Source organism: Marinomonas spartinae, from assembly GCF_016461715.1.
Taxonomy (GTDB): domain Bacteria; phylum Pseudomonadota; class Gammaproteobacteria; order Pseudomonadales; family Marinomonadaceae; genus Marinomonas; species Marinomonas spartinae_A.
The window spans coordinates 30271-52225 of record NZ_JAEMUI010000019.1 but is presented as its reverse complement, the minus strand read 5'-3'; the positions used below and the strand labels follow the sequence as shown (position 1 = coordinate 52225).

The following is a 21955-nucleotide window of genomic DNA, read 5'->3' as shown; positions in this document are numbered from 1 at the left end:
CCTAACTGATAAGGGTCACCGCTTCCAAAATCTTTATCAGACATAGCTATCTTACTTTTCAAGAGAAAAAAGACAAAAAAGCCTGAGCATTATTAATACTCAGGCTTTGATCAACTTATTTCTCAACCTATCATCATTAAGGGTAAAACTCGTAAAAAGCTGAAAACAGCAAGCTTTGAACGATTATCTAAAACCTAAAACGCTTTCGTGTAAGCCAAGGAAACTACATTCGCAGAAGAGTCATAATCGGCGCTATAAGACCCTCTTGACCTATCCTCTGGCAAAGTACCATCACGATTCACACTCACATTTTCTATAGCAACATAGGTATAAGCAAAAGAAGCGGAACTGGACTCATCAATGTGGTAAGTCGCGCCCACGGAGTACCACTTACGATTACCATCTGGCGTTCTTGCTGAACGGTATTTATCTGTCACAGGTGTGTTATCCATAGCAATACCAGTGCGCAATGTCCAAGCTTCGGAATAATCGTAAGTTAAACCTGCTGAATACATCCACTCATCATCAAAGCCAAAAGTAAGGACAGAGTTCGGCTGATTACTACCAAACTTAATATTTAAACCATCCTTCATTGAACTCCAACCTGTGTGTATTGCACTTAAGCCAAGACGCAGCTTATTCGTTAAGGTTTGATCCAAACTGATGGTTAGCACATCAGGAAATTTAAGGCTATCTTCAGCGCTTGTATTTACCAACTGATAGCCCGCTCCCAGTTTAGCAAGACCTTGGTTTACCCCAGCAACATTGTCGTACTTAACCCCACCTTTGAAATCAAATTTCACTTTGCTTCGATAACCAATACCGATACGGGTTCCTTTAATGGGCTCCATTAACACCCCCAAACTGAACCCATATCCGGTGGCCGCAGCTTTAATCTTACCCAGCCCTTCACCTCCCGCATTAGGATTAGCCGTTCCCACGGCAGAGGCTAACACAACATGAGCACGATGGACTTGCACACTGGCACCAGCAGAAAACCAATCATTTACTTTATGAGCAACTGAAAAGGCTAAAGCAATGTCTTTTAAAGACGTTTCAGTCGCATGAAAACGACCAGGCCAAGTATTACCATAGTCCCCAGACAAACCAAAGGGCGCATTTAAAGAGACCCCAGCCACCGTGTCCTCAGACAAAGGCATTGCATAGTAGAAAGCAGGAATAAGGGCATTATCGACAGAATTACTGTTTGACGCTGAAGAGGTCGCTAAATTTGTTGGACCACCTACTAGAGCAGGAGCCGCATCCTTTGCCTGAATATTCGTTACGTCCATTTTTGGCATAACATACGCACCGGATACATAAAAGGTATTTTTCTTGGCATTCAGAAAAAGGGCGGGGTTCCAGTAACTAAAAGAGATATCTTCACCAGAAGCTGCAGCACCAGCTAAAGCGGTTCCTGATGCCGTCGTACTATGATCATTTAAAGCAAAGCCCGCTGAGTAAGCGCTAGAAGCCGACGCTACCGCCAAAGCGACCACACTTGCTTTAAATAAAACGCAAGAACGAGTTGATAAGGTTGTCATATTAAGCTCCATTTTTTATTTTTATTGGTGAATCTTTAGGGAAATTTGACAAATCCCCCTATACGGTCTGAGTATAGTACTCCTCGACATGATATTACCAGTAGACATCACAACTTTATTTGAATATTTACAAAAAACATTTCATAAAAATGTGTCTACCTCACGAGACGCACCAAGTTTGTTGCAGCAGATGACAATCGATATGTCATTGAGGTCAAAAAATTCAAAAAACTATTAGAGTGGTTTATTTTATAGAATTTAATAAAAACAAAGAGGATCAATGACGCTAAACTGAATTATCGAAAACAGTGAAAAAACAGAAAGACTGAATAATGATATAGCTAGAGAAAGGAGATATTTGCTTATCTAAGAGGCTATTGACAGATATTGATTTTAACTAGATGAAAATGGCGGAACGGACGGGACTCGAACCCGCGACCCCCTGCGTGACAGGCAGGTATTCTAACCAACTGAACTACCGCTCCATTTATTCTCTTTAGATAATCACTATCTTAAGGGAGATTATAGGTATTTAGCCACTTTCCTCTAAGTGGTGGGTGTGGAGAGGTTCGAACTCCCGACATTCGCCTTGTAAGGGCGACGCTCTCCCAACTGAGCTACACACCCAATAACATTTTACATCTGTTCGATGTGGAGTTCTTAACTCCCACTGAATATGCGCCTTGTAAGGAAATATTTTCCCAACTGAGCTACACACCCAATAACATTTTACATCTGTTCGATGTGGAGTTCGTGAACTCCCACTGATATGCGCCTTGTTAAGATCAATTTCCCAACTGAGCTACACACCCGACTCGTAGTTTTACATCTTGTCGAAAGATGGCGGAATGGACGGGACTCGAACCCGCGACCCCCTGCGTGACAGGCAGGTATTCTAACCAACTGAACTACCACTCCGTTGTCATAAGCTGTTTAGCCACTGTCTTATAAGTGGTGGGTGTGGAGAGGTTCGAACTCCCGACATTCGCCTTGTAAGGGCGACGCTCTCCCAACTGAGCTACACACCCAATCAACATTTTACATCTGTTCGATGTGGAGTTTGTTAACTCCTTCTGTTCTTAGCTTTGCCACACTTAATTAGCTAAGTAATGGCGGAATGGACGGGACTCGAACCCGCGACCCCCTGCGTGACAGGCAGGTATTCTAACCAACTGAACTACCACTCCGTTGTCATAAGCTGTTTAGCCACTGTCTTATAAGTGGTGGGTGTGGAGAGGTTCGAACTCCCGACATTCGCCTTGTAAGGGCGACGCTCTCCCAACTGAGCTACACACCCAATCAACATTTTACATCTGTTTGATGTGGAGTTTGTTAACTCCTTCTGTTCTTAGCTTTGCCACACTTAATTAGCTAAGTAATGGCGGAATGGACGGGACTCGAACCCGCGACCCCCTGCGTGACAGGCAGGTATTCTAACCAACTGAACTACCACTCCGTTGTCATAAGCTGTTTAGCCACTGTCTTATAAGTGGTGGGTGTGGAGAGGTTCGAACTCCCGACATTCGCCTTGTAAGGGCGACGCTCTCCCAACTGAGCTACACACCCAATCAACATTTTACATCTGTTCGATGTGGAGCTCGTGAACTCCCGCTGATATGCGCCTTGTCAAGATCAATTTCCTAACTGAGCTACACACCCGACTCCTAGTTTTACATCTTGTCGAAAGATGGCGGAATGGACGGGACTCGAACCCGCGACCCCCTGCGTGACAGGCAGGTATTCTAACCAACTGAACTACCACTCCGTTGTTATAAGCTGTTTAGCCACTGTCTTATAAGTGGTGGGTGTGGAGAGGTTCGAACTCCCGACATTCGCCTTGTAAGGGCGACGCTCTCCCAACTGAGCTACACACCCAATCAACATTTTACATCTGTTAGATGTGGAGTTCTTAACTCCCACTGATATGCGCCTTGTTAAGACCAATCTCCCAACTGAGCTACACATCCAATCAACATTTTACATCTGTTAGATGTGGAGTTCTTAACTCCCACTGATATGCGCCTTGTTAAGATCAATCTCCTAACTGAGCTACATAACCATTTTTAACATTTCCATCCGAATTATTAATGGATGGTGCCGCCACCAAGAGTCGAACTCGGGACCCTCTGATTACAAGTCAGATGCTCTACCAACTGAGCTATAGCGGCTTAACGCCAAAACATTTTCTAATTTACTAGCCAAAGCAAGTAAATGGTGCCGCCACCAAGAGTCGAACTCGGGACCCTCTGATTACAAGTCAGATGCTCTACCAACTGAGCTATAGCGGCATAATAAATACGCGCAGTTTACTTTTAAACACTTCTAAAAATGAGAAGTGGTGCCGCCACCAAGAGTCGAACTCGGGACCCTCTGATTACAAGTCAGATGCTCTACCAACTGAGCTATAGCGGCCTTAATAAAAGCAAATTGTATTTCACTCTCATAGAGAGTTTTGACCAAAACTGGTGCCGCCACCAAGAGTCGAACTCGGGACCCTCTGATTACAAGTCAGATGCTCTACCAACTGAGCTATAGCGGCAAACTCAAATTTTGGTCGGGACGGCAGGATTTGAACCTGCGACCACTAGCACCCCATGCTAGTGCGCTACCAGGCTGCGCTACGCCCCGAAACTGACAATTTAAAAGTTAAACTCTGTCCGTGTCAGCGGGTGCGTATATTACTATAACGAATTGAAAAGGGAAGAGTTTTATTCAGTTTTTTTTAAAATTAATCACGACCCGCTCTTTTACAACAAAATTGCTTAGCTATTGATCTAGATATACTTATAGCCGAACGCTCAACCGCACTCCAGCCAACGATCACCCCCCAACAGAAACAGTTCTTTAAAATCTCACTTTCTCACCTAGAAGAGGCTGAGCATAAAAAAAGCCATCCCTAGAAGGAATGGCTTTCTATCAAAACAAATTAGACATGTATCGACAGTATAGTCGCCCTACTCAGCAACCAAACAGTGTCACCTATCAATAACAGGTGGCGGGCTACGAGATAATAGGGACTATTAATACATCACCTAAGCAAAATTACTCTTGCATGTAATCTTCTACTTTTGACTTAAGTTTTTGTCCTGGACGAAAAGTCACAACAGTGCGTGCAGTAATTGGTATTTCCTCACCCGTCTTTGGATTACGGCCGGGACGCTGACTCTTCTCGCGCACCTCGAAGTTACCAAACCCAGACAGCTTCACCTGTTGTCTTTCAACAAGCGACTCACGAATGACATCAAAAAACCCTTCTACAAGGTCTTTTGCATCTTTCTTAGACAAACCGATAGAGTCTACCAAGTTCTCAGCAAGATCCGCTTTAGTCAACGATCCCATAACACTACCCCCTTACAACAGCACTAAGCTCTTCTGATAATGCAGCAACAACCTTTTCGACAGAATTGTTCACTTCTTCATCACTAAGAGTGTGTGAAGGATGCTGCCACGTCAAGCCCAAAGCGACACTTTTTTTCGTTTCATCAATGCCTTGGCCCTGATAAACATCAAAAACTAAGACATTTTTGAAGCCATCTCCAGCCGATGAGCAAATCACCCTCTCTAAGTCACTAACAGGTACGGTGCGATCAACCAATAAAGCCAGATCACGACGTACTTCCGGAAACTTAGAAATCGCTTCATATTCAGGCAAACGTGCATTAAGCACTGCCTCTAAAGCGATATCAAACAAATAGATAGGTTGATTAGCTCCAAGTGATTTCGAGAGCTGCGGATGAAGCTCACCCATCAAGCCAACGAAACACCCATCAACAAAAATATCCGCCGAACGACCAGGGTGCAAAAATTCACACGCAGAACGTTCATAGGTAGGTTTCACACCACCATTCAAAGCAAAGATCATTTCCACATGGGCTTTAAGGTCGTAAAAATCTACCTTCTCCCCATTATGATACCAAGCCTCGCCATCACGAGAACCAGCCAACAACCCTGCAATCTGTAACTGTTGATCCAGTTCTTCAAGCGCATCGACCGATCCAATAAAGCGACGTCCAGTTTCAAACAAGCGAACACGAGATTGCTGACGGTTTTGGTTATACAGATACGCCTTAACCAACCCAGGCACCAAACTTGGACGCATAACCCCCATATCGGCAGAAATTGGATTAGCCAATGGCACAGGCTCAATATTTGGCAAAAATTGCTTACTTAACACAGGATCAATAAAACTATACGTAACAGCTTCTTGATAACCCTGTGCAACCAAAACAGAACGTAAAACTTGAATCTTCGTTTTTGACTCAGATAAAGGCGTGAAATTCACCGCCGCCTGAGGCATGGAAGAAGGAAGATTATCATATCCGTAGATACGGGCAATTTCCTCAATCAAATCAGCCTCAATGGAAATATCAAAACGATGGGACGGCACTTTAGTCGTCCACGCATCATCCGTAACATCTACCATTTCCAAACCAAGACGAGTCAAAATATCCGTCACCTGCGCTTTGTCGATAGACATCGCCAAATATTGATCTAGCTTCTTACGACGCAAAATCACCGTCGCAGCTTCTGGCAAAGACGCTTCATTAACAGCATGAACAATCGGCCCTACTTGACCGCCTGCAATTTGCAACACTAGCGCCGTCGCACGTTCAATCGCCTTCTCTTGCAATGTTGCATCAACACCACGCTCAAAACGATGAGAAGACTCTGTATGTAAGCCATAAGAACGCGCCTTACCCGCCAAAGCAAGTGGCGCAAAGAATGCACTTTCCAAGAAGATATCTTTTGTCTCTGAGTTGACGCCAGAGCCTTCGCCTCCCATCACACCAGCAATGGCCAACGGCGCCTTCTCATCAGCAATCACCATGGTGTCGTCACGCAACGCCACTTCCTGACCATCAAGCAAGACGATTTTTTCGTCTTTATTTGCCATACGCACCACAATCGAACCAGACAAATTGGCCAGATCAAAAGCATGCATTGGTTGCCCCAATTCCAACATGACATAATTCGTAATGTCGACAATCGGGTCAATCGAACGAATACCACTGCGACGCAACTTTTCTACCATCCATAGAGGTGTAGTCGCTGAAACGTCAACACTGCGAATAACCCGCCCCAGATAACGAGGACAAGCGTCCGTGACGTCGATACGAACGGGAAACACATCATCAATGGCGACTACTGCTGGAGCAATCTCAACGGGCGATAAATCTATTTTATTCAAGACGCCAACTTCACGAGCCAAACCAGCAATACTTAAGCAATCACTGCGGTTAGGCGTTAAATCGACGTCAATGATCTGATCATCCAACCCCAAGAAGGAACGGAAATCCTCCCCAGCCACGGCAACAGCTGGCAGCTCCATAATGCCATCATGGTCATCACTCAACCCTAGCTCAGAGGCAGAACATAACATGCCGAACGATTCAACTTGGCGCAGTTTGGCTTTCTTGATTTTAAAATCGGCACCAAGCACAGCACCAATTTTAGCGAATGGAATTTTAATGCCAGGACGTGCGTTGGGCGCACCACACACCACCTGAAATTGCTCTACTCCATCAGACACCTGACAAACCTGCAGTTTATCCGCATTCGGATGAGGTTCGGCACTAATAATTTCCCCCACCACCACACCAGAAAATGCAGCAGAGGCAGACAATACTTCATCCACTTCAAGGCCAGCCAAAGTAATCTGAGCCACCAAATCATCGCTACTGATATTTGGATTGACCCACTCTCTTAGCCAATTCTCACTAAATTTCATATAAACATCCTAGGTCGACTGGTTACTTGAACTGTTTAAGAAAGCGTAAATCGTTCTCAAAAAACATACGAAGATCATCTACTTTGTAGCGCAACATAGCAAAGCGCTCAACGCCCATTCCAAAGGCAAACCCTGTGTATTTTTCAGAATCGATGCCCGACATTTCAAGCACTTTTGGATGCACCATGCCGCAACCCAATACTTCCAACCAAGACTCTTCACCTTTGCTATTCGTGCGCATAATATCCACTTCGATAGAGGGCTCAGTGAATGGGAAGTAACTAGGACGAAAGCGTACCTTAAGATCATCTTCGAAAAAGACATTCAAAAACTGTTGCAATATGCCTTTTAAATCTGCGAACGAAATATTTTCATCGATCAACAAACCTTCCACCTGATGAAACATAGGCGTATGCGTTTGATCCGAATCACAACGATAAACACGGCCAGGACAAATAATACGGATTGGCGGCTGGGTGTTTTCCATGGTACGCACTTGAACAGGTGATGTATGTGTTCTAAGCACCGTAGTAGGATTAAAGTAGAAGGTATCCTGCATTGCTCGAGCAGGATGGTGCGCCGGAATGTTCAACGCTTCAAAGTTGTGGTAATCGTCTTCGATTTCTGGGCCAGCAGCCACATCGAAACCAATACCACGAAAAAAGGTTTCAATTCGCTCCATAGTACGTGTCACTGGGTGCAACCCACCCACTTCTTGACCCTTACCAGATAACGAAATATCAATTGTTTCAGTCGCAAGCTTAGCATCAAGTGCTGCTTTGGCTAACGAACTCTTACGCTCAGTAATTTTTTCCTGAACTTGGCTTTTTGCCTCATTGACCATTTGGCCAAACTTCGGTCTATCCTCTGCAGAAACATGACCAAGCTGTTTCAACAAAGCCGTAAGAGCGCCCTTCTTACCCAAATAATGCACACGTACATCATCTAGCGCGGACTCACTCTCAGATGCAGCCACTGCGCTTAGCGCATCAGCAAGAATCTGCTTTAGGTTCTCCATTTATACACTCCAAAAAATAAAATAGGGGAAGAACCATTGGCTCTTCCCCTATCAAAGACTGCATTGAGTAACTCGCTCTATTAAGACAGAATCTTTCAAGATTGAATCACCCTAGGGCTACGTCAGAATTAAGCCAAGCTTGCTTTCGCTTTAGTAACGATAGCAGCAAAAACTTCTTTCTCGTACACAGCAAGATCAGCCAATACTTTACGATCAATTTCAATGGCCGCTTTTTTCAAGCCGGCAATGAAACGGCTGTAAGACAAACCGTTGATACGTGCAGCAGCGTTAATACGAGCAATCCACAAAGCGCGGAATTGACGTTTACGTTGACGACGGTCACGGTACTGATACTGACCTGCTTTGATGACAGCTTGTTTCGCTACACGAAATACACGGCTACGTGCACCGTAGTAACCTTTAGCTTGCTTTAAAATCTTCTTGTGACGGCGACGAGCCTGAACACCACGTTTTACGCGAGGCATAATATAAACCCTTTACTAGTGAAATAAATGAACTAAAAAATAAATCTAAACTTAGATGTAAGGCAACATGCGTACAATTAACGCTTTGTCGCTCTGCGCGATCTGGTTCATAGAACGAAGATGACGCTTACGCTTAGTCGATTTCTTAGTCAAAATGTGACTAGTATGAGACTGTTTATGTTTAAAACCATTCGCGGTACGTTTGAAGCGCTTAGACGCGCCACTGTGTGACTTAATTTTGGACATGATAAAACCACTCTCGCATTCGTTAATGTTAATGTAATTTCTTAATAATATGGTCTTTTAAAAAGCCTGAGCTTTCCTTAAAACATTATTTAAAATCACTTCTTCTTTTTGGGGCCTAGCACCATCGTCAATTGACGACCTTCCATTTTCGCGGCTTGTTCAACTACACCATATTCCTCTAAGTCTTGAGCGACTCGATTCATAAGCTGCATGCCAAGCTCTTGATGGGCCATTTCACGGCCGCGATATCGTAGTGATACCTTGGCCTTATCCCCGCCTTCAAGGAAACGTATCAGGTTGCGGAGTTTTACCTGATAATCCCCTTCCTCCGTCCCTGGACGGAATTTCATTTCTTTAACTTGGATCTGCTTAGCATTTTTCTTTTGGGCAGCTTTCGCTTTTTTTGCCTCAAAAATATGCTTGCCGTAGTCCATGATTTTGCAAACAATTGGATCTGAATCAGCAATTTGCACTAGATCTAGAGAAGCGTCCTGCGCTGCTTTTAGTGCCTCGTCTAGCGAGACAACGCCAACTTGTTCACCATCAGCGGCGATTAAACGCACTTCGTTAGCTCGGATGTTTTCGTTGATTAAAGGACGCTGCTTACTGGCACTACGTCCACGATTCATATTACCTTTTATAGCTATATCTCCATTTATTGTTTACGGCTACGGCGAGCAACTTCGTTTTCAAGCAATGCTTCAAAATCGGAAACACTCATCACCCCAAGATCTTCGCCGGTACGAGTACGAACAGCAACCTGCTGCTGTTCTACTTCTTTATCTCCAACGACGATCATATAGGGTACGCGTTGAATTGTGTGCTCGCGGATTTTAAACCCGATCTTCTCGTTTCTCAAGTCAAGTTTTGATCTAAAGCCGTTTGAATTTAATCTTTTTTCCAAATCAGAGCAGTAATCTGCCTGACGATCTGTAATGTTCATGATAACAACTTGTTCAGGCGCTAGCCAGAGCGGAAACGCACCTTCGCTCTCTTCAATCAAAATACCGATAAAACGCTCCAGCGAACCAACGATGGCCCGATGCAACATGACAGGTGTTTGACGAGAGCCATCTTCAGCCACATATTGCGCCCCAAGACGAGTCGGCATAGAGAAATCTACCTGAATTGTGCCACATTGCCAAATACGGCCAATGGCATCCTTCAATGAAAATTCTATTTTAGGACCATAAAACGCCCCTTCACCTGGCAATTCCTCCCAATCTAAATGAGCAGAGTTCAGTGCATCGGCCAGCGCTTTTTCCGCTTTATCCCAAACCTCATCCGATCCAACACGCTGTTCAGGACGAGTCGATAGGCGGTAGATAATATTATCAAAGCCAAAATCGGCATACACTTCATGCAACAAGTCGATAAACTCAGACACCTCTTGCTGGATCTGACCTTCTGTCACAAAGATATGACCATCATCTTGCACAAAGTTACGCACACGCATAATGCCATGCAACGCACCAGACGGCTCATTGCGGTGACAAGAACCAAACTCTGCCATACGAAATGGCAAGTCTCGGTAGCTCTTAAGGCCTTGATTGTACACTTGAATATGACAAGGACAATTCATTGGTTTAACGGCATAATCACGATTTTCTGAATGGGTAGTAAACATATTTTCATGATACTTACCCCAGTGACCAGACTTTTCCCATAAAACGCGATCCACGATTTGTGGGGTTTTCACCTCTTGATAGCCATTCTCACGCTGTTTATTACGCATGTATTGCTCAACAGCCTGATACAAACTCCAGCCTTTAGGGTGCCAGAACACCATACCCGGTGCTTCTTCTTGAACATGAAACAAATCCAGCTTCTTACCTAACTTACGGTGGTCACGCTTTTCAGCTTCTTCAATACGCGTCAGATACGCTTTCAATTCTTTCTTGTCGTTCCAAGCCGTACCATAAATACGCTGTAACATTTCATTATCGGAGTCGCCACGCCAATATGCGCCAGCCAACTTCATCAATTTGAAATGACGCAACACACGAGTATTTGGCACATGTGGGCCACGACACATATCCACATATTCTTCGTGATGATACAAGCCGACACGCTCAACAGAATCATCCATGTCATCAATCAAAGCGACTTTATAGGTTTCACCTCGATCCACAAACAGCTGACGAGCCTCTGCTATAGGGGTCATGTGTTTCACGACATCGTAATCGGTTTTTACCAGTTCACCCACGCGTTTTTCAATCGCCGCCAGATCTTCTGGAGTAAAGGGACGCTCATAAGCAATGTCGTAATAGAAGCCATCACTAATGACAGGCCCAATAGCCATTTGTGCCGTTGGATACAATTGCTTAACTGCGTGCCCAACAAGGTGAGCGAAAGAGTGGCGAATAATTTCTACACCTTCAGGGTCTTTACCCGTAATGATGTTCAATTCCGCGTCATCAGAGATCAGTTCACAAGCATCGACTAGCGCGCCGTTAATACGCCCTGCCACGGTGGCCTTGGCAAGACCTGGACCGATATCTTCAGCCACTTGCATGACAGTAACTGGGCTAGAAAAAGTACGTTGGCTGCCATCTGGCAGAGTAATTACAGGCATTTTATTCCCCTATTGGAGTCAGTGGTGCTCCATACCAAAGAGCACATGTCAATTTCAGGCCGATAAACTACCATTTTTCGCCCCATCTTGCGAATCCTTATTTGGCAGAAAAAAAGACAAACAGACCAATGAAAAAGGAATCATAAAAAATCAAGGTATTTTTCTTCCCTTTTACCATAGACATTCTTGGGAGGCAGAGTAAAATTGGCATCCGTTTCGCAACACACTTAATATCTGAAAGGCCTTATGGATCTTAATACTCTTGACAACTACTGCATTGAGACAACTCAATCAGAACCGGACCTATTAATTGAGTTGGTTGAGAAAACCTACTCAGATATGGGCTATCCAAACAAGTTGTCAGGTAAAATCGTTGGTCGTACTTTGAAACTTCTTAGCACGATCAAACAACCTAAGCGCGCATTAGAAATCGGTATGTTTACTGGTTACTCTGCTTTATCCATTGCCGAAGGTATGCCCGAAGATGGCAAACTAATCTGTTGTGAAACCAACCCAAGAGCAATCGAATTTGCTCAGTCCTTTTTTAATCGTAGCCCAAATGGACACAAGATCACGCCGATTTTTGGTCCCGCACTGGATACGATTCAAGACCTTGAGGGTCCCTTCGACTTCGTATTTATAGACGCCGACAAACGCAACTACTTGAACTATTATGAAGCAGTACTTCCTTTAGTTGCTCCTGGCGGGCTTATTATCATTGACAACTCTATTTGGCAAGGACGTGTCCTTGATCCAGTAGAAGCGAGTGACATTGCAGTCAATGATCTTAACCGTCTGATTGCGCACGATAATCGAGTCGAAAATGTCCATCTCAACGTCCGCGACGGTTTGAACCTCGTCGTAAAACGTTAATTCCTATTTTTTAGAAGCTTGGCTCGCTTGAGAACTTCCAAGGCGAGTCGAGTTTATGTGCTATTTAAAAGACATTAAGTTAAGAGGCAGCGATTTTGGTCGTTTTTAAAATCACAAATACTATTACCGGTAAACATTATATAGGCACCTCGTTCAATAGTGGCTTTCAACGCTTTGAACAGTATGTTGAGGCCGCCAATGAAGGGTTAGACTTCCCTCTATATGATGACATTCGAGAGCACGATCTAAGTGCCTTCTCTGTTGAAGAATTGTTTGAAACCGATGACAAAGAAGAGCTTTACGAACTTGAGAAAGACTATGTCTCAATTTACAACGGTGAAAGCCTTCGCGGTTACAAAATAGGTCAAACAACCACCAAAGCAGCCACGCTGAGCTTTGGCAAAAAAGCCTTGTTTGACTCTAATGGTGTGTCCACTGCAGAACAACCTAAAAAAACCAGAAAGGCCGCAACAAAAAAGTCAGTTGAGCTCCCCATCAAAAAAGAGGTAGAGCCAAAACCGACGACTCGTTCCTTTTTTGGCGAGCTCATTGGTGAAGATCGCTTGGACTCTCCTGCATCGGCCGCAAAAGCAGCAGATCCGAAAAAACCGTCTGAGGTGTCTAAAGTGGAGCGTCCTAAAAGCAAAGCCAGCATTCAACGCATGCTGCGTGAAGCGGAAAAGGCAGCCAAAAAAGAACGTGAAGACAAATTAAAAGCTCAACAACAAGCTGAAGCGGAAGAAATGGCACTGATTATGGCAAAAATTGATATTACATCAAAATCCGCCATGTCAGCCTTTCGCCGCCGTAAAGGGTAATATGGACGACAGAGCCCGTTAGCTCGACGTCTGAAACACCAATAAAAAATCCCAATCAAGATTGCTTGATTGGGATTTTTTTTAACAAAAGAGATAAAAACCCGTGTCGAGAATCAAACGCCCTAACAATTACGCTCGCGCTTTTTTCAAGGTTTCAGATATCATAAAGGCCAACTCAAGAGACTGATCCGCATTCAAACGTGGATCACAATGAGTATGGTAGCGATCACCAAGATCGGATTCCGACACTTGGAACGCACCGCCCACACACTCTGTCACATTTTGCCCCGTCATTTCAAAATGCACACCACCAGCATAACTGCCTTCTGCTTTGTGCACTTGGAAGAATTGCTGAACCTCTCGCAACACATGATCCACATGACGAGTTTTGTAACCAGAGCTGGCTTTAACGGTATTGCCATGCATTGGATCACTACTCCAAACAACCTGCTTACCCTCACGCTGAATCGCTTGAATTAATTTAGGCATACCCGCTTCGACCTTATCGGCCCCCATACGGACAATAATATTCAAGCGTCCCGCTTCGTTTTTAGGATTCAGAGTATCGCACAAACGCAATAGATCTTCAGGATCCATTGTCGGACCAGCTTTCACACCAATAGGGTTTTGTACACCTCGCAAAAACTCCACATGAGCACCGTCCAGTTGGCGAGTACGATCTCCAATCCACAACATATGCGCAGAACAATCGTACCAGTCACCAGACAAGCTATCTTGACGTGTCAAAGCTTGCTCATAAGGTAGCAACAAAGCTTCATGGGAGGTATAAAACTCGGTTTCATGCAATTGACTCACATTACCGATGCCACACGCTTCCATAAACTGCAGCGCGTCGTCGATTTTATCGGCAATACCTTGGTATTTTTCACCGGCAGGACTGGCTTGCAAAAAGTCATTATTCCATTTGTGCACCTGATGCAGATCAGCATAGCCTCCCTGAGCAAAGGCACGCAACAGGTTCATTGTCGAGGCACTTTGATTATACACTTTGATCAAGCGCTCCGGGTCTGGTATGCGTGCAGATGAATCAAACTCGATACCATTAATAATATCACCGCGATAACTGGGCAGTTCAACGCCATCAACCGTTTCCGTCGCAGCAGATCGAGGCTTCGCAAACTGACCCGCCATGCGACCCACTTTTACCACAGGACATTTACCTGCATAGGTCAATACCACGGCCATTTGCAGCATGACTTTGAAAGTATCGCGAATGTTATTAGCATGAAACTCGGCAAAACTTTCCGCGCAATCTCCCCCTTGCAACAAAAAGGACTCGCCTTTAGCGACTTTGGATAACGCTTTTTTTAACTGGCGAGCTTCACCAGCAAACACTAAAGGCGGCATTTTCCCCAGTGTATTTTCAACTTGTGCCAAATGCTCCGCATTTGGGTAAACAGGCTGCTGCAAGGCTGTCTTCGTCCTCCAACTATCTAAACTCCAGTTACTCATATTGTTTTGACCTTATAATATTTAAATTCACTCTTTTTCTATGACTGGTTATACAAGCAATAAAAACCAACATTCTTTTAAAGTCGACTATCTTTCCTTTAGCGAGCGACCACCCAAAGGATTAGCGCATCTTTACTAGAGGTAGAGACAACCACATGCCCCATAGTGGCATCATAATACACACTGTCCCCTTCTTTTAATTCAATTGGCTCATAGAACTCAGAGAAAAAATTAATTTTCCCTTCCAGCACCAATAGGAACTCTTCCCCATCATGGCGAACCCACTCCTTAAACTCGCCGAAGGAACGTGCCCGTACCGTCGTTTTAAACGGCACCATTTTTTTACGACTAATGGAATAATTCAATAACTCATGCTCATAGGTCGCCGTTGGATGAGGTTCCCCCCGACCTTTACGAGTAATGTCTCGGCGGCCAGCAATAGAGTGTTCACTTGCTTCAACAAACAATTGAGGCAAATCCATTCCCAACCCTTGAATTAACTTTTGCACGATTGTGAAACTTGGTGATACCTGATCATTCTCAATTTTCGACAATGTCGATCGGGCAATCCCTGTACGTTTACTGACTTCCTCAAGCGTCCACCCTTTTGTCAATCGAATCTCTTTTACTCGTTTACCTAATTCTAAAGGTTCAACGAATCGATCGGGGTCTGACGCGGTAGCCGTTTCTAAAGATGGTCGACTTACCATAATTCACCTATCACACTGATGTACCGAAAGTTTACTAAAAGACTCCACGTTAACCTATCCAATATTTGCACATATCATGCTTATGCATTAAAAAAACCTGCTACCGCAGGTTTTTTGTTGATATCAAAACACCATTCAACGAGCTCACTTATTGTGAGCGACTAGCGGCTGCATTACGGCTTCGCAACGAGCAAGATCAAACCCTTTAGCCGACACATAGTCAACCAAAGTCTGATACTCCTTACCCTGAGCATTATTTACTAACACCCACGCAACAGAAGAGCGAGTGCCAGTACGACAAAACGCAAAAGTTTTTTTACTCTCTTCAAGAGAGGCCATCTGTTGAGACACCTGCTCCTGCCCTAGCTCACTCAAATTAACTGGATTATAAATATATTCTAACCCTTGCGCCCGTGCCTCTGCCTCAAGATCGGCAGAAGCTGGCTGTTCCTCGGCTTCGCCATCAGGTCGATTGTTAATCACTCGCTCAAAACCCATGGCTTTTAATTTTGCAAAATCCTCAACCAAAACCTGAGGACCAACAAAATACATATCATCTAGTGCAATCGGATTATTCATAACTCTCTCCTCCAAACATCTTTCAATTAGGATCGGTACAACACTTTAATCAAATGGTAACCGAATTGCGTCTTAATCGGGCCTTGAATTTTCAACAACGGGCCAGAAAATACCGCCTTATCAAACGCAGGCACCATATCCCCCTTGTGAAACTCCCCCAAATCCCCCCCTTTTTTCCCTGACGGGCAAGTGGAGTATTGCTTGGCCAACTTATGGAAATCCTCTCCCTTATCCAGTCTCACTTTAATCGACTCCGCTTCTGCTTTCGTTTTTACTAAAATATGACAGGCGCTGGCTATTGCCATAATAATACTCTCCACCAAATAACCATGACTAAATAGCTCATTTTAACCTAACTGATGTGCTAGGATTGTATAAGATGACTAAAAAATAGGGTAACTCAACGATGATAGGCTTCACCGCAATAAAAGATCTTTCGCTACTCCTTGTCGAACCGTCCGATATGCAAAAAAAAATTATCGGTAAAGCCCTGAAAGATGCTGGCGTAAAGCAAATCGATTACACCAACAATATTAAAGAAACACTGGAAAATCTCGCCAATTTTCCACCGGATTTAATCATTTCTTCCATGTATTTGCCCGATGGCACAGCCAATGACCTAATCGACACCATTCGCAATAACCCCGAGACAGAAAATCAGTGCTTCATGCTGATCTCAAGTGAAAAAAACCGCGATCATCTAGAACACCTTCGACAATCCGGCGTACTCGCCATCCTTCCCAAACCCTTTTCAAAACGAGATTTACAACGGGCTATTTATTCAGCCGTTGATTTGATTGCCGAAGAAGAAATCGATTTAGAATTGTTCGACCCCAGAACTCTGCGCGTCCTCGTAGTAGATGACAGCAAGATGGCTCGCAAGCATGTTAGTCGCACACTGAATACGATGGGAATAGAACAAATTCAATTGGCTGAAAACGGCCGACAAGCCATTGAGAAACTCAACACAGAAGAGTTTGACTTGATTGTTACAGATTACAATATGCCAGAAATGGACGGCAAAGAACTAACCGACGCTGTCCGCCAAAACCCAGCCATTGCACACATCCCCATTCTTATGGTCAGCTCCAACTCTGAGGACAGCCAACTTTCAAACATTGCTCAAGAAGGCGTCGATGCCATTTGCGGCAAGCCTTTCGAACCAGGCACAGTAAGACAGCTACTCGCCCAAATACTAAACTAGCCTCTTTTCTGCATTCGTTTATCGGCCTGCATTTGCTTACAAGGGTTTCGAAACACTTGTAAGCATTAAACCTCACATCTATCACATACGCAGAAGATTAAAAACGCAACTAATCAAACTCTATTCTATCGCGTCCATTACTCTTAGCCTGATAAAGTTTTTTATCGGCAACTCTCACGGCGTCATCAAGACTGTCTTGATTTTTGCGACACACACCAATACTGCACGTCACTTTTATCTTAGCCCCAGTAAACTCCTTTTCACGCAAAGATACCTGAAAGCCAATGAGCTTTTGCTCAAAAATATCATCCTCTTCATTTGATACAATACAGAACTCTTCTCCACCAAATCGACAAATCAATGATTCCGGGAAAGCGAGGCCGATTTCTTTACCAACCAGCTCCAACAAAGTATCACCCACCATATGACCATAGGTATCGTTAACGCATTTGAAATGATCCAAATCCAGCATTGCAAACCCAGCCCCATTGCCTTGGGAAATTGCCTGCTTATAGAAAGACTCTCCCTCATCAAAAAGATAACGCCGATTTTTCAACTTAGTCAGCACATCAATATTAGCCAAATCCCGAATGGTTTCGAGCATTTCTTGTGATTCCAAGTTATGAGTAATACGACAATGAAACTCTTCGTGATAAAACGGCTTTTTCAAAAAATCGTTGGCCCCAGCTTTGATAAACTTTGCAGACAACGCACTATCATTACCCGTTGACAACCCAATCACCACTAAATTTTTAAAGCGGTTATTATGACGCAGCATACGCACCAGATCATGACCATTAATTATGGGCATATCATGATCGGTAATAAAAAGACGAATTTCAGGATCTTCTTCCAATTTTGCCAATGCTTGCTGACCATCTTCAGCCTCAACCACATTAAAACGGTATTGCTCTAGTAGGCTTTTCACAAATAGACGGCTGGTTGACGAATCATCTGCGACCAACGCTTTAATATGTTGATTTTTTCTTAGGCGCTCTATCACTTTTATAACATGATCAAAAGAGTAACGACTGTCTTTCGTTATATAATCCAACACACCTTTATTAAGCAATTCTAAACGAAGGTCATCATTGAAATTCCCTGTTAACACAATACAAGAAACACCTGACCCCAATACTAAATCCACTATTTCACCGTTAGGAGCATCAGGCAGATTCAAATCCACTATGGCGGTAAAAAACTCTCCTCCCTTTTGAGATGCTAAGGTTGTTTCGGCTTCCTTATAGCAGGAACAGACAGTTGGCACATAAATAGTTAACTGACTCAACAAATGCTTTAACACGTTTTGCACAACTGGACTGTCTTCAACAACTAATATTTTATATACCATGAAAAAAACGACACCTTATCAAATCACACGCTTATTTAGATTATCCTCTATGACCAACGGCCTCGATACTCTAAAATACCCATGAAATATGAAAATCTAAATAACCTTGGTCAAATGCATATTGAATGCGTCCCATCTTATTTATTAAAGAAGGTAATTTGCTTTTATGCAATGTCGTCCTCATTGTGGTGCTTGTTGTATAGCACCTTCTATATCTTCCCCTATTCCTGGAATGCCAAATGGGAAAGCCGCAGGAGAAAGATGTATACACTTACTTGAAGATTTCCGCTGTGGCATCTTTAATAGCCCTAATCGGCCAACTGTTTGCCAAGCATTCGCCGCTGAAGAAATGATTTGTGGTCACTCAAGAGAAGAAGCCTTACTCATCATATCAGACTTAGAAAACGCTACGTTATCAACGGACTAAATCAACATCAGGAGCAACCAATGACCAATGCGTTAACGAGACTTGTGACCCTAGTCTTTTTTACATTCCTTTTGAACGCCTGCGCAAGCCAGCAAACAGAACAAGGATTGGTAGCCAAGCCTCCCAGTGAATCGCAAATAGAAAGCAGCGTAAAAGACCAAGTCGCCTTAATGCTACATGCTTTTACCCCAGTGGCTGGACAAGCTATCCCGAACAATACGGTTCTAGATGTTTATAAACATCGTGACTACCGCCCTATGTGGATCAAAGACAAACGGATCAACTTATCCATCTATAAATTGGTCGATATCCTTGAGAAAGCCAATACCCATGGTCTCAATCCGATCCACTATCATGTAGGTATCATTAAACATTACCTGTCTCTAAAAAACCCAACGCCTCAACAATTGGCAGAAATGGATGTCATCACCACCATCGCATTGGCAAGTTACGCCCACGATTTAAGTAATGGACGCTATGAGCCACAGCTTATTGACCCCAACTGGCAACTGGATGCACCCAGCAATGACTGGAAAAAGCTGCTACAAATGGCATCCGTCAACAACATGGTCAATTCATTACATTTGCTAGCACCAAGAAGCCCACAATATCAAATTTTACAGAAATGGCTGGTCTACTATCAGGAGTTATCTAAAAAAGAGAAAGACATTCTGGTCACACCCGGCAAACCTCTCGCTATTGGTGATCAAGGCCCACGGGTTGCACAGTTACGTGCTCGCCTTGTACAACTGGGCGATATTCGCTTTTCCACTCGAAAAGTAGATGAGGATCGCTTTGACAAGCAACTCAAGCAAGCATTAGAACGTTTTCAGAATCGCCACCACCTTATTGCCGATGGAGCAGCGGGCCCAAACACCATTAAAACCCTCAATGTCCCACTTAAACGTCGTGCAGAACAGATTGCCTACAACCTAGAAAGATGGCGCTGGCTACCAAGCCAACTAGAAGCCAATCGTATATGGGTCGATTTAACCAATTATTCTGTCGATATGTATTTAAATGGTAATCACACCACCATGAAAGCCATCATTGGCACACCGGATAGAAAGACGCCTGTCTTTAAAGCTATCATGACTTACATGGTGGTAAACCCAACCTGGCGAGTACCGGATCGTATCGCTCGCGAAAACCTGCTACCTAAGCTGCAAGCCGACCCAAACTACTTAAGCAAACACGGCTATAAAGTATTTGCCAATTGGGGAATTGGGGCCAAAGAACTGGATCCAACGCAAATCAACTGGAAAGCCATTTCTCAAGAGAACCTAGCGTTTCGCTTTGAACAAACACCAGATAAAAACAACGCGCTTGGCTCTTATAAATTTATGTTTCCAAATAGAAACGAAATCTATCTGCACGACACTCCCGCCAAACGCTTATTTAGGGCGAGAAACCGTGCTTTTAGCTCAGGCTGCATCCGCCTTGAACGACCCGCTCTTTTCGCAAAAAGCCTGATGACCGATGGTAAAGACCTCAGAGAATTGGCTGACGCAATAAAAAGCAAACAAACCAAAGTGCTCACTCTGCCTCATTATATTCCAGTGTATTTGGTTTACTTTACGGTGGTAGCCAATGCTAACGGTATGCCAGAGTTTCGTAATGACATCTACGGTCGTGACAAGCTGATGGAAGAAGCCATGGGCTATAAAGCCTTCAGCCCAAGCGACTCTATCTAGCACCATAGTTAATGAAAAGCCAGCTAATGAAAAGCCCCACTATGATCCATAGTGGGGCTTTTCATATTTATGCGGTGCCTTAGATCACATCATCAAACAAGATTCAGACAGCATTTAATAATGCCTAGCTCAAGTTCACGGTAATTAGCTCGCAATAATGCACAGAGTAACTTCTTCCCTATCGTGATAAAGGTGTTTTATTTGGTATTGAAAACCCACACCCGCTTTATGGAGCCTTTCTTCAATAAGCTCAATGCACAACATCACTTCTTGATAACGTTTTTTCATAGGCAACTTCAAATTAAAGATCGCGCGACGCGTCCAACGCTTAGCAAACCAATCCGCCATCAATTCAGCTACTTTAATTGGACGCTCTACCATGTCACATACTAGCCAATCAACCGTATAGGGCGGCTCATACTTAAACCCGTCCGCTTTTTCATGCTGAACCAAGCCACTCGACATCAGTGCTTTTTGCATTGGTCCATTATCGACCGCAAACACATGAATGCCTCTTTTCACAAACTGATAAGTCCAACCACCAGGCGCAGCACCTAAATCAACAGCCGTCATCCCCTCCGTTAAATCTTTTGCCAGTTTTTTCTCTGGAACAAACTGCAAAAAAGCTTCCTCTAACTTAAGCGTAGAACGACTCGGCCCAGCAGCAGGAAAACGTAGGCGACGAATACCCATGGGAAACTCACTACGACAAGCCGCATAGGACACGCCTAAATAGGCAGACTCACCATCCAGCAAGAACACATGATGACGAACACCAATGGCTTTATTTCGTAGTACGCCAGACTTTTTCCAGCCTTGCTTTAACGGCTTGTCTAATTTTTTAATCAAACCAGACAAGGCTTTGGCATCATTCGTATCGGCTGTCTCTATCCACACCTCTTCCGCAAGAGGCAACTGACGCGCAGCACTTAACAAAGACTCTACCCGTGAACCGGACTCAAAATGAATCACTTCGTTGACAGCGATAATTTGACGAGCAAAAATCAAACGATTAAAAGTCCATTGTTCAATCAAGGTTTCCGCAGGCTCCGAATGATCAAAGTGATACACTACAAAGCCTGAGTCCGGCACCACTTTCGCGTAACCATAAAATCCTTTTTCCGATGACATTTGTGCCAGCTCAGCTGCACAATCTTTCTCAAAACCAGGTCGGCAATATGCCAAAATATTCTTCATTCATCATCCCGCCCTAAGTCGCTCTCATAACAA

19 protein-coding genes and 15 tRNA genes are annotated in these 21955 nt (G+C 43.9%); 5 read left to right on the top strand and 29 right to left on the bottom strand.

The window, feature by feature from the left end:
- Positions 1 to 194 precede the first annotated feature (194 nt).
- From JHD45_RS16635 to thrS, 23 genes are all read right to left on the bottom strand, one after another.
- Positions 195 to 1544: an OmpP1/FadL family transporter gene (locus JHD45_RS16635; RefSeq protein ID WP_199477624.1), complete on the bottom strand. Its 1350-nt coding sequence runs from the start codon at positions 1542 to 1544 to the stop codon at positions 195 to 197.
- Positions 1545 to 1952: 408 nt separating this feature from the next.
- Positions 1953 to 2029, bottom strand: a tRNA-Asp gene (locus JHD45_RS16630).
- Positions 2030 to 2095: 66 nt separating this feature from the next.
- Positions 2096 to 2171: transfer RNA gene (locus JHD45_RS16625), tRNA-Val, on the bottom strand.
- Positions 2172 to 2385: 214 nt separating this feature from the next.
- Positions 2386 to 2462 (bottom strand) — tRNA-Asp (locus JHD45_RS16620).
- Positions 2463 to 2496: 34 nt separating this feature from the next.
- Positions 2497 to 2572: transfer RNA gene (locus JHD45_RS16615), tRNA-Val, on the bottom strand.
- An 82-nt stretch (positions 2573 to 2654) separates the two neighbouring features.
- Positions 2655 to 2731, bottom strand: a tRNA-Asp gene (locus tag JHD45_RS16610).
- Between the two features lie 34 nt (positions 2732 to 2765).
- A tRNA-Val gene (locus JHD45_RS16605) sits at positions 2766 to 2841 on the bottom strand.
- A gap of 82 nt (positions 2842 to 2923) precedes the next feature.
- Positions 2924 to 3000: transfer RNA gene (locus tag JHD45_RS16600), tRNA-Asp, on the bottom strand.
- A gap of 34 nt (positions 3001 to 3034) precedes the next feature.
- A tRNA-Val gene (locus JHD45_RS16595) sits at positions 3035 to 3110 on the bottom strand.
- Between the two features lie 122 nt (positions 3111 to 3232).
- A tRNA-Asp gene (locus JHD45_RS16590) sits at positions 3233 to 3309 on the bottom strand.
- 34 nt (positions 3310 to 3343) lie between these two features.
- Positions 3344 to 3419, bottom strand: a tRNA-Val gene (locus JHD45_RS16585).
- Positions 3420 to 3636: 217 nt separating this feature from the next.
- Positions 3637 to 3712: transfer RNA gene (locus JHD45_RS16580), tRNA-Thr, on the bottom strand.
- A gap of 44 nt (positions 3713 to 3756) precedes the next feature.
- A tRNA-Thr gene (locus tag JHD45_RS16575) sits at positions 3757 to 3832 on the bottom strand.
- Positions 3833 to 3880: 48 nt separating this feature from the next.
- Positions 3881 to 3956, bottom strand: a tRNA-Thr gene (locus JHD45_RS16570).
- Between the two features lie 51 nt (positions 3957 to 4007).
- Positions 4008 to 4083, bottom strand: a tRNA-Thr gene (locus tag JHD45_RS16565).
- A gap of 12 nt (positions 4084 to 4095) precedes the next feature.
- Positions 4096 to 4172, bottom strand: a tRNA-Pro gene (locus JHD45_RS16560).
- Positions 4173 to 4586: 414 nt separating this feature from the next.
- Positions 4587 to 4883: an integration host factor subunit alpha gene (locus JHD45_RS16555; RefSeq protein WP_199477623.1), complete on the bottom strand. Its 297-nt coding sequence runs from the start codon at positions 4881 to 4883 to the stop codon at positions 4587 to 4589.
- A 4-nt stretch (positions 4884 to 4887) separates the two neighbouring features.
- Complete coding sequence (pheT, locus tag JHD45_RS16550) at positions 4888 to 7272, bottom strand: phenylalanine--tRNA ligase subunit beta (RefSeq protein WP_199477622.1); 2385 nt, start codon at positions 7270 to 7272, stop codon at positions 4888 to 4890.
- A gap of 22 nt (positions 7273 to 7294) precedes the next feature.
- On the bottom strand, positions 7295 to 8290 hold the full coding sequence (gene pheS / locus JHD45_RS16545; RefSeq protein ID WP_067016600.1) for a phenylalanine--tRNA ligase subunit alpha: 996 nt from the start codon (positions 8288 to 8290) through the stop codon (positions 7295 to 7297).
- A 128-nt stretch (positions 8291 to 8418) separates the two neighbouring features.
- Positions 8419 to 8775, bottom strand: a complete 357-nt coding sequence (rplT, locus tag JHD45_RS16540) for a 50S ribosomal protein L20 (protein WP_067016598.1) — start codon at positions 8773 to 8775, stop codon at positions 8419 to 8421.
- 51 nt (positions 8776 to 8826) lie between these two features.
- Complete coding sequence (gene rpmI / locus JHD45_RS16535; protein WP_067343164.1) at positions 8827 to 9021, bottom strand: 50S ribosomal protein L35; 195 nt, start codon at positions 9019 to 9021, stop codon at positions 8827 to 8829.
- Between the two features lie 95 nt (positions 9022 to 9116).
- Entirely contained in the window at positions 9117 to 9650 is a 534-nt protein-coding gene (gene infC, locus JHD45_RS16530; protein WP_067016596.1) for a translation initiation factor IF-3, read from the bottom strand.
- A 26-nt stretch (positions 9651 to 9676) separates the two neighbouring features.
- Entirely contained in the window at positions 9677 to 11596 is a 1920-nt protein-coding gene (gene thrS, locus JHD45_RS16525) for a threonine--tRNA ligase (RefSeq protein ID WP_199477621.1), read from the bottom strand.
- A gap of 246 nt (positions 11597 to 11842) precedes the next feature.
- Here thrS and JHD45_RS16520 point away from each other — a divergent pair, with 246 nt between their 5' ends.
- The gene (locus JHD45_RS16520) at positions 11843 to 12469 is read left to right on the top strand and encodes an O-methyltransferase (RefSeq protein WP_199477620.1); all 627 of its coding nucleotides are present in this window, start codon (positions 11843 to 11845) and stop codon (positions 12467 to 12469) included.
- Between the two features lie 95 nt (positions 12470 to 12564).
- Positions 12565 to 13287 (top strand): GIY-YIG nuclease family protein, encoded by a 723-nt coding sequence (locus JHD45_RS16515; protein ID WP_199477619.1) that lies wholly within the window; start codon positions 12565 to 12567, stop codon positions 13285 to 13287.
- Positions 13288 to 13416: 129 nt separating this feature from the next.
- On the opposite strand, the gene JHD45_RS16510 is transcribed toward JHD45_RS16515, so the two are convergent.
- From JHD45_RS16510 to ppiC, 4 genes are all read right to left on the bottom strand, one after another.
- On the bottom strand, positions 13417 to 14760 hold the full coding sequence (locus JHD45_RS16510) for a class II 3-deoxy-7-phosphoheptulonate synthase (RefSeq protein WP_199477618.1): 1344 nt from the start codon (positions 14758 to 14760) through the stop codon (positions 13417 to 13419).
- A 98-nt stretch (positions 14761 to 14858) separates the two neighbouring features.
- Positions 14859 to 15470: a helix-turn-helix domain-containing protein gene (locus JHD45_RS16505; protein ID WP_199477617.1), complete on the bottom strand. Its 612-nt coding sequence runs from the start codon at positions 15468 to 15470 to the stop codon at positions 14859 to 14861.
- A 144-nt stretch (positions 15471 to 15614) separates the two neighbouring features.
- Positions 15615 to 16049, bottom strand: a complete 435-nt coding sequence (locus JHD45_RS16500; protein WP_199477616.1) for a TIGR01244 family sulfur transferase — start codon at positions 16047 to 16049, stop codon at positions 15615 to 15617.
- Between the two features lie 26 nt (positions 16050 to 16075).
- Positions 16076 to 16354, bottom strand: a complete 279-nt coding sequence (gene ppiC, locus JHD45_RS16495) for a peptidylprolyl isomerase PpiC (RefSeq protein WP_233407886.1) — start codon at positions 16352 to 16354, stop codon at positions 16076 to 16078.
- 101 nt (positions 16355 to 16455) lie between these two features.
- Between ppiC and JHD45_RS16490 the strand changes: the two genes are divergently transcribed.
- On the top strand, positions 16456 to 17253 hold the full coding sequence (locus tag JHD45_RS16490) for a response regulator (RefSeq protein WP_199477615.1): 798 nt from the start codon (positions 16456 to 16458) through the stop codon (positions 17251 to 17253).
- A gap of 109 nt (positions 17254 to 17362) precedes the next feature.
- On the opposite strand, the gene JHD45_RS16485 is transcribed toward JHD45_RS16490, so the two are convergent.
- Complete coding sequence (locus JHD45_RS16485; protein WP_199477614.1) at positions 17363 to 18604, bottom strand: diguanylate cyclase; 1242 nt, start codon at positions 18602 to 18604, stop codon at positions 17363 to 17365.
- Between the two features lie 166 nt (positions 18605 to 18770).
- Between JHD45_RS16485 and JHD45_RS16480 the strand changes: the two genes are divergently transcribed.
- A complete protein-coding gene (locus tag JHD45_RS16480) occupies positions 18771 to 19031 on the top strand; it encodes a YkgJ family cysteine cluster protein (protein ID WP_199477613.1) in 261 nt (86 codons plus the stop codon).
- Between the two features lie 20 nt (positions 19032 to 19051).
- Complete coding sequence (locus JHD45_RS16475; RefSeq protein ID WP_199477612.1) at positions 19052 to 20725, top strand: L,D-transpeptidase family protein; 1674 nt, start codon at positions 19052 to 19054, stop codon at positions 20723 to 20725.
- Between the two features lie 144 nt (positions 20726 to 20869).
- Here the strand turns inward: JHD45_RS16475 and rlmM are convergent, their stop codons facing one another.
- Complete coding sequence (rlmM, locus tag JHD45_RS16470) at positions 20870 to 21922, bottom strand: 23S rRNA (cytidine(2498)-2'-O)-methyltransferase RlmM (protein ID WP_199477611.1); 1053 nt, start codon at positions 21920 to 21922, stop codon at positions 20870 to 20872.
- Positions 21923 to 21955 lie beyond the last annotated feature (33 nt).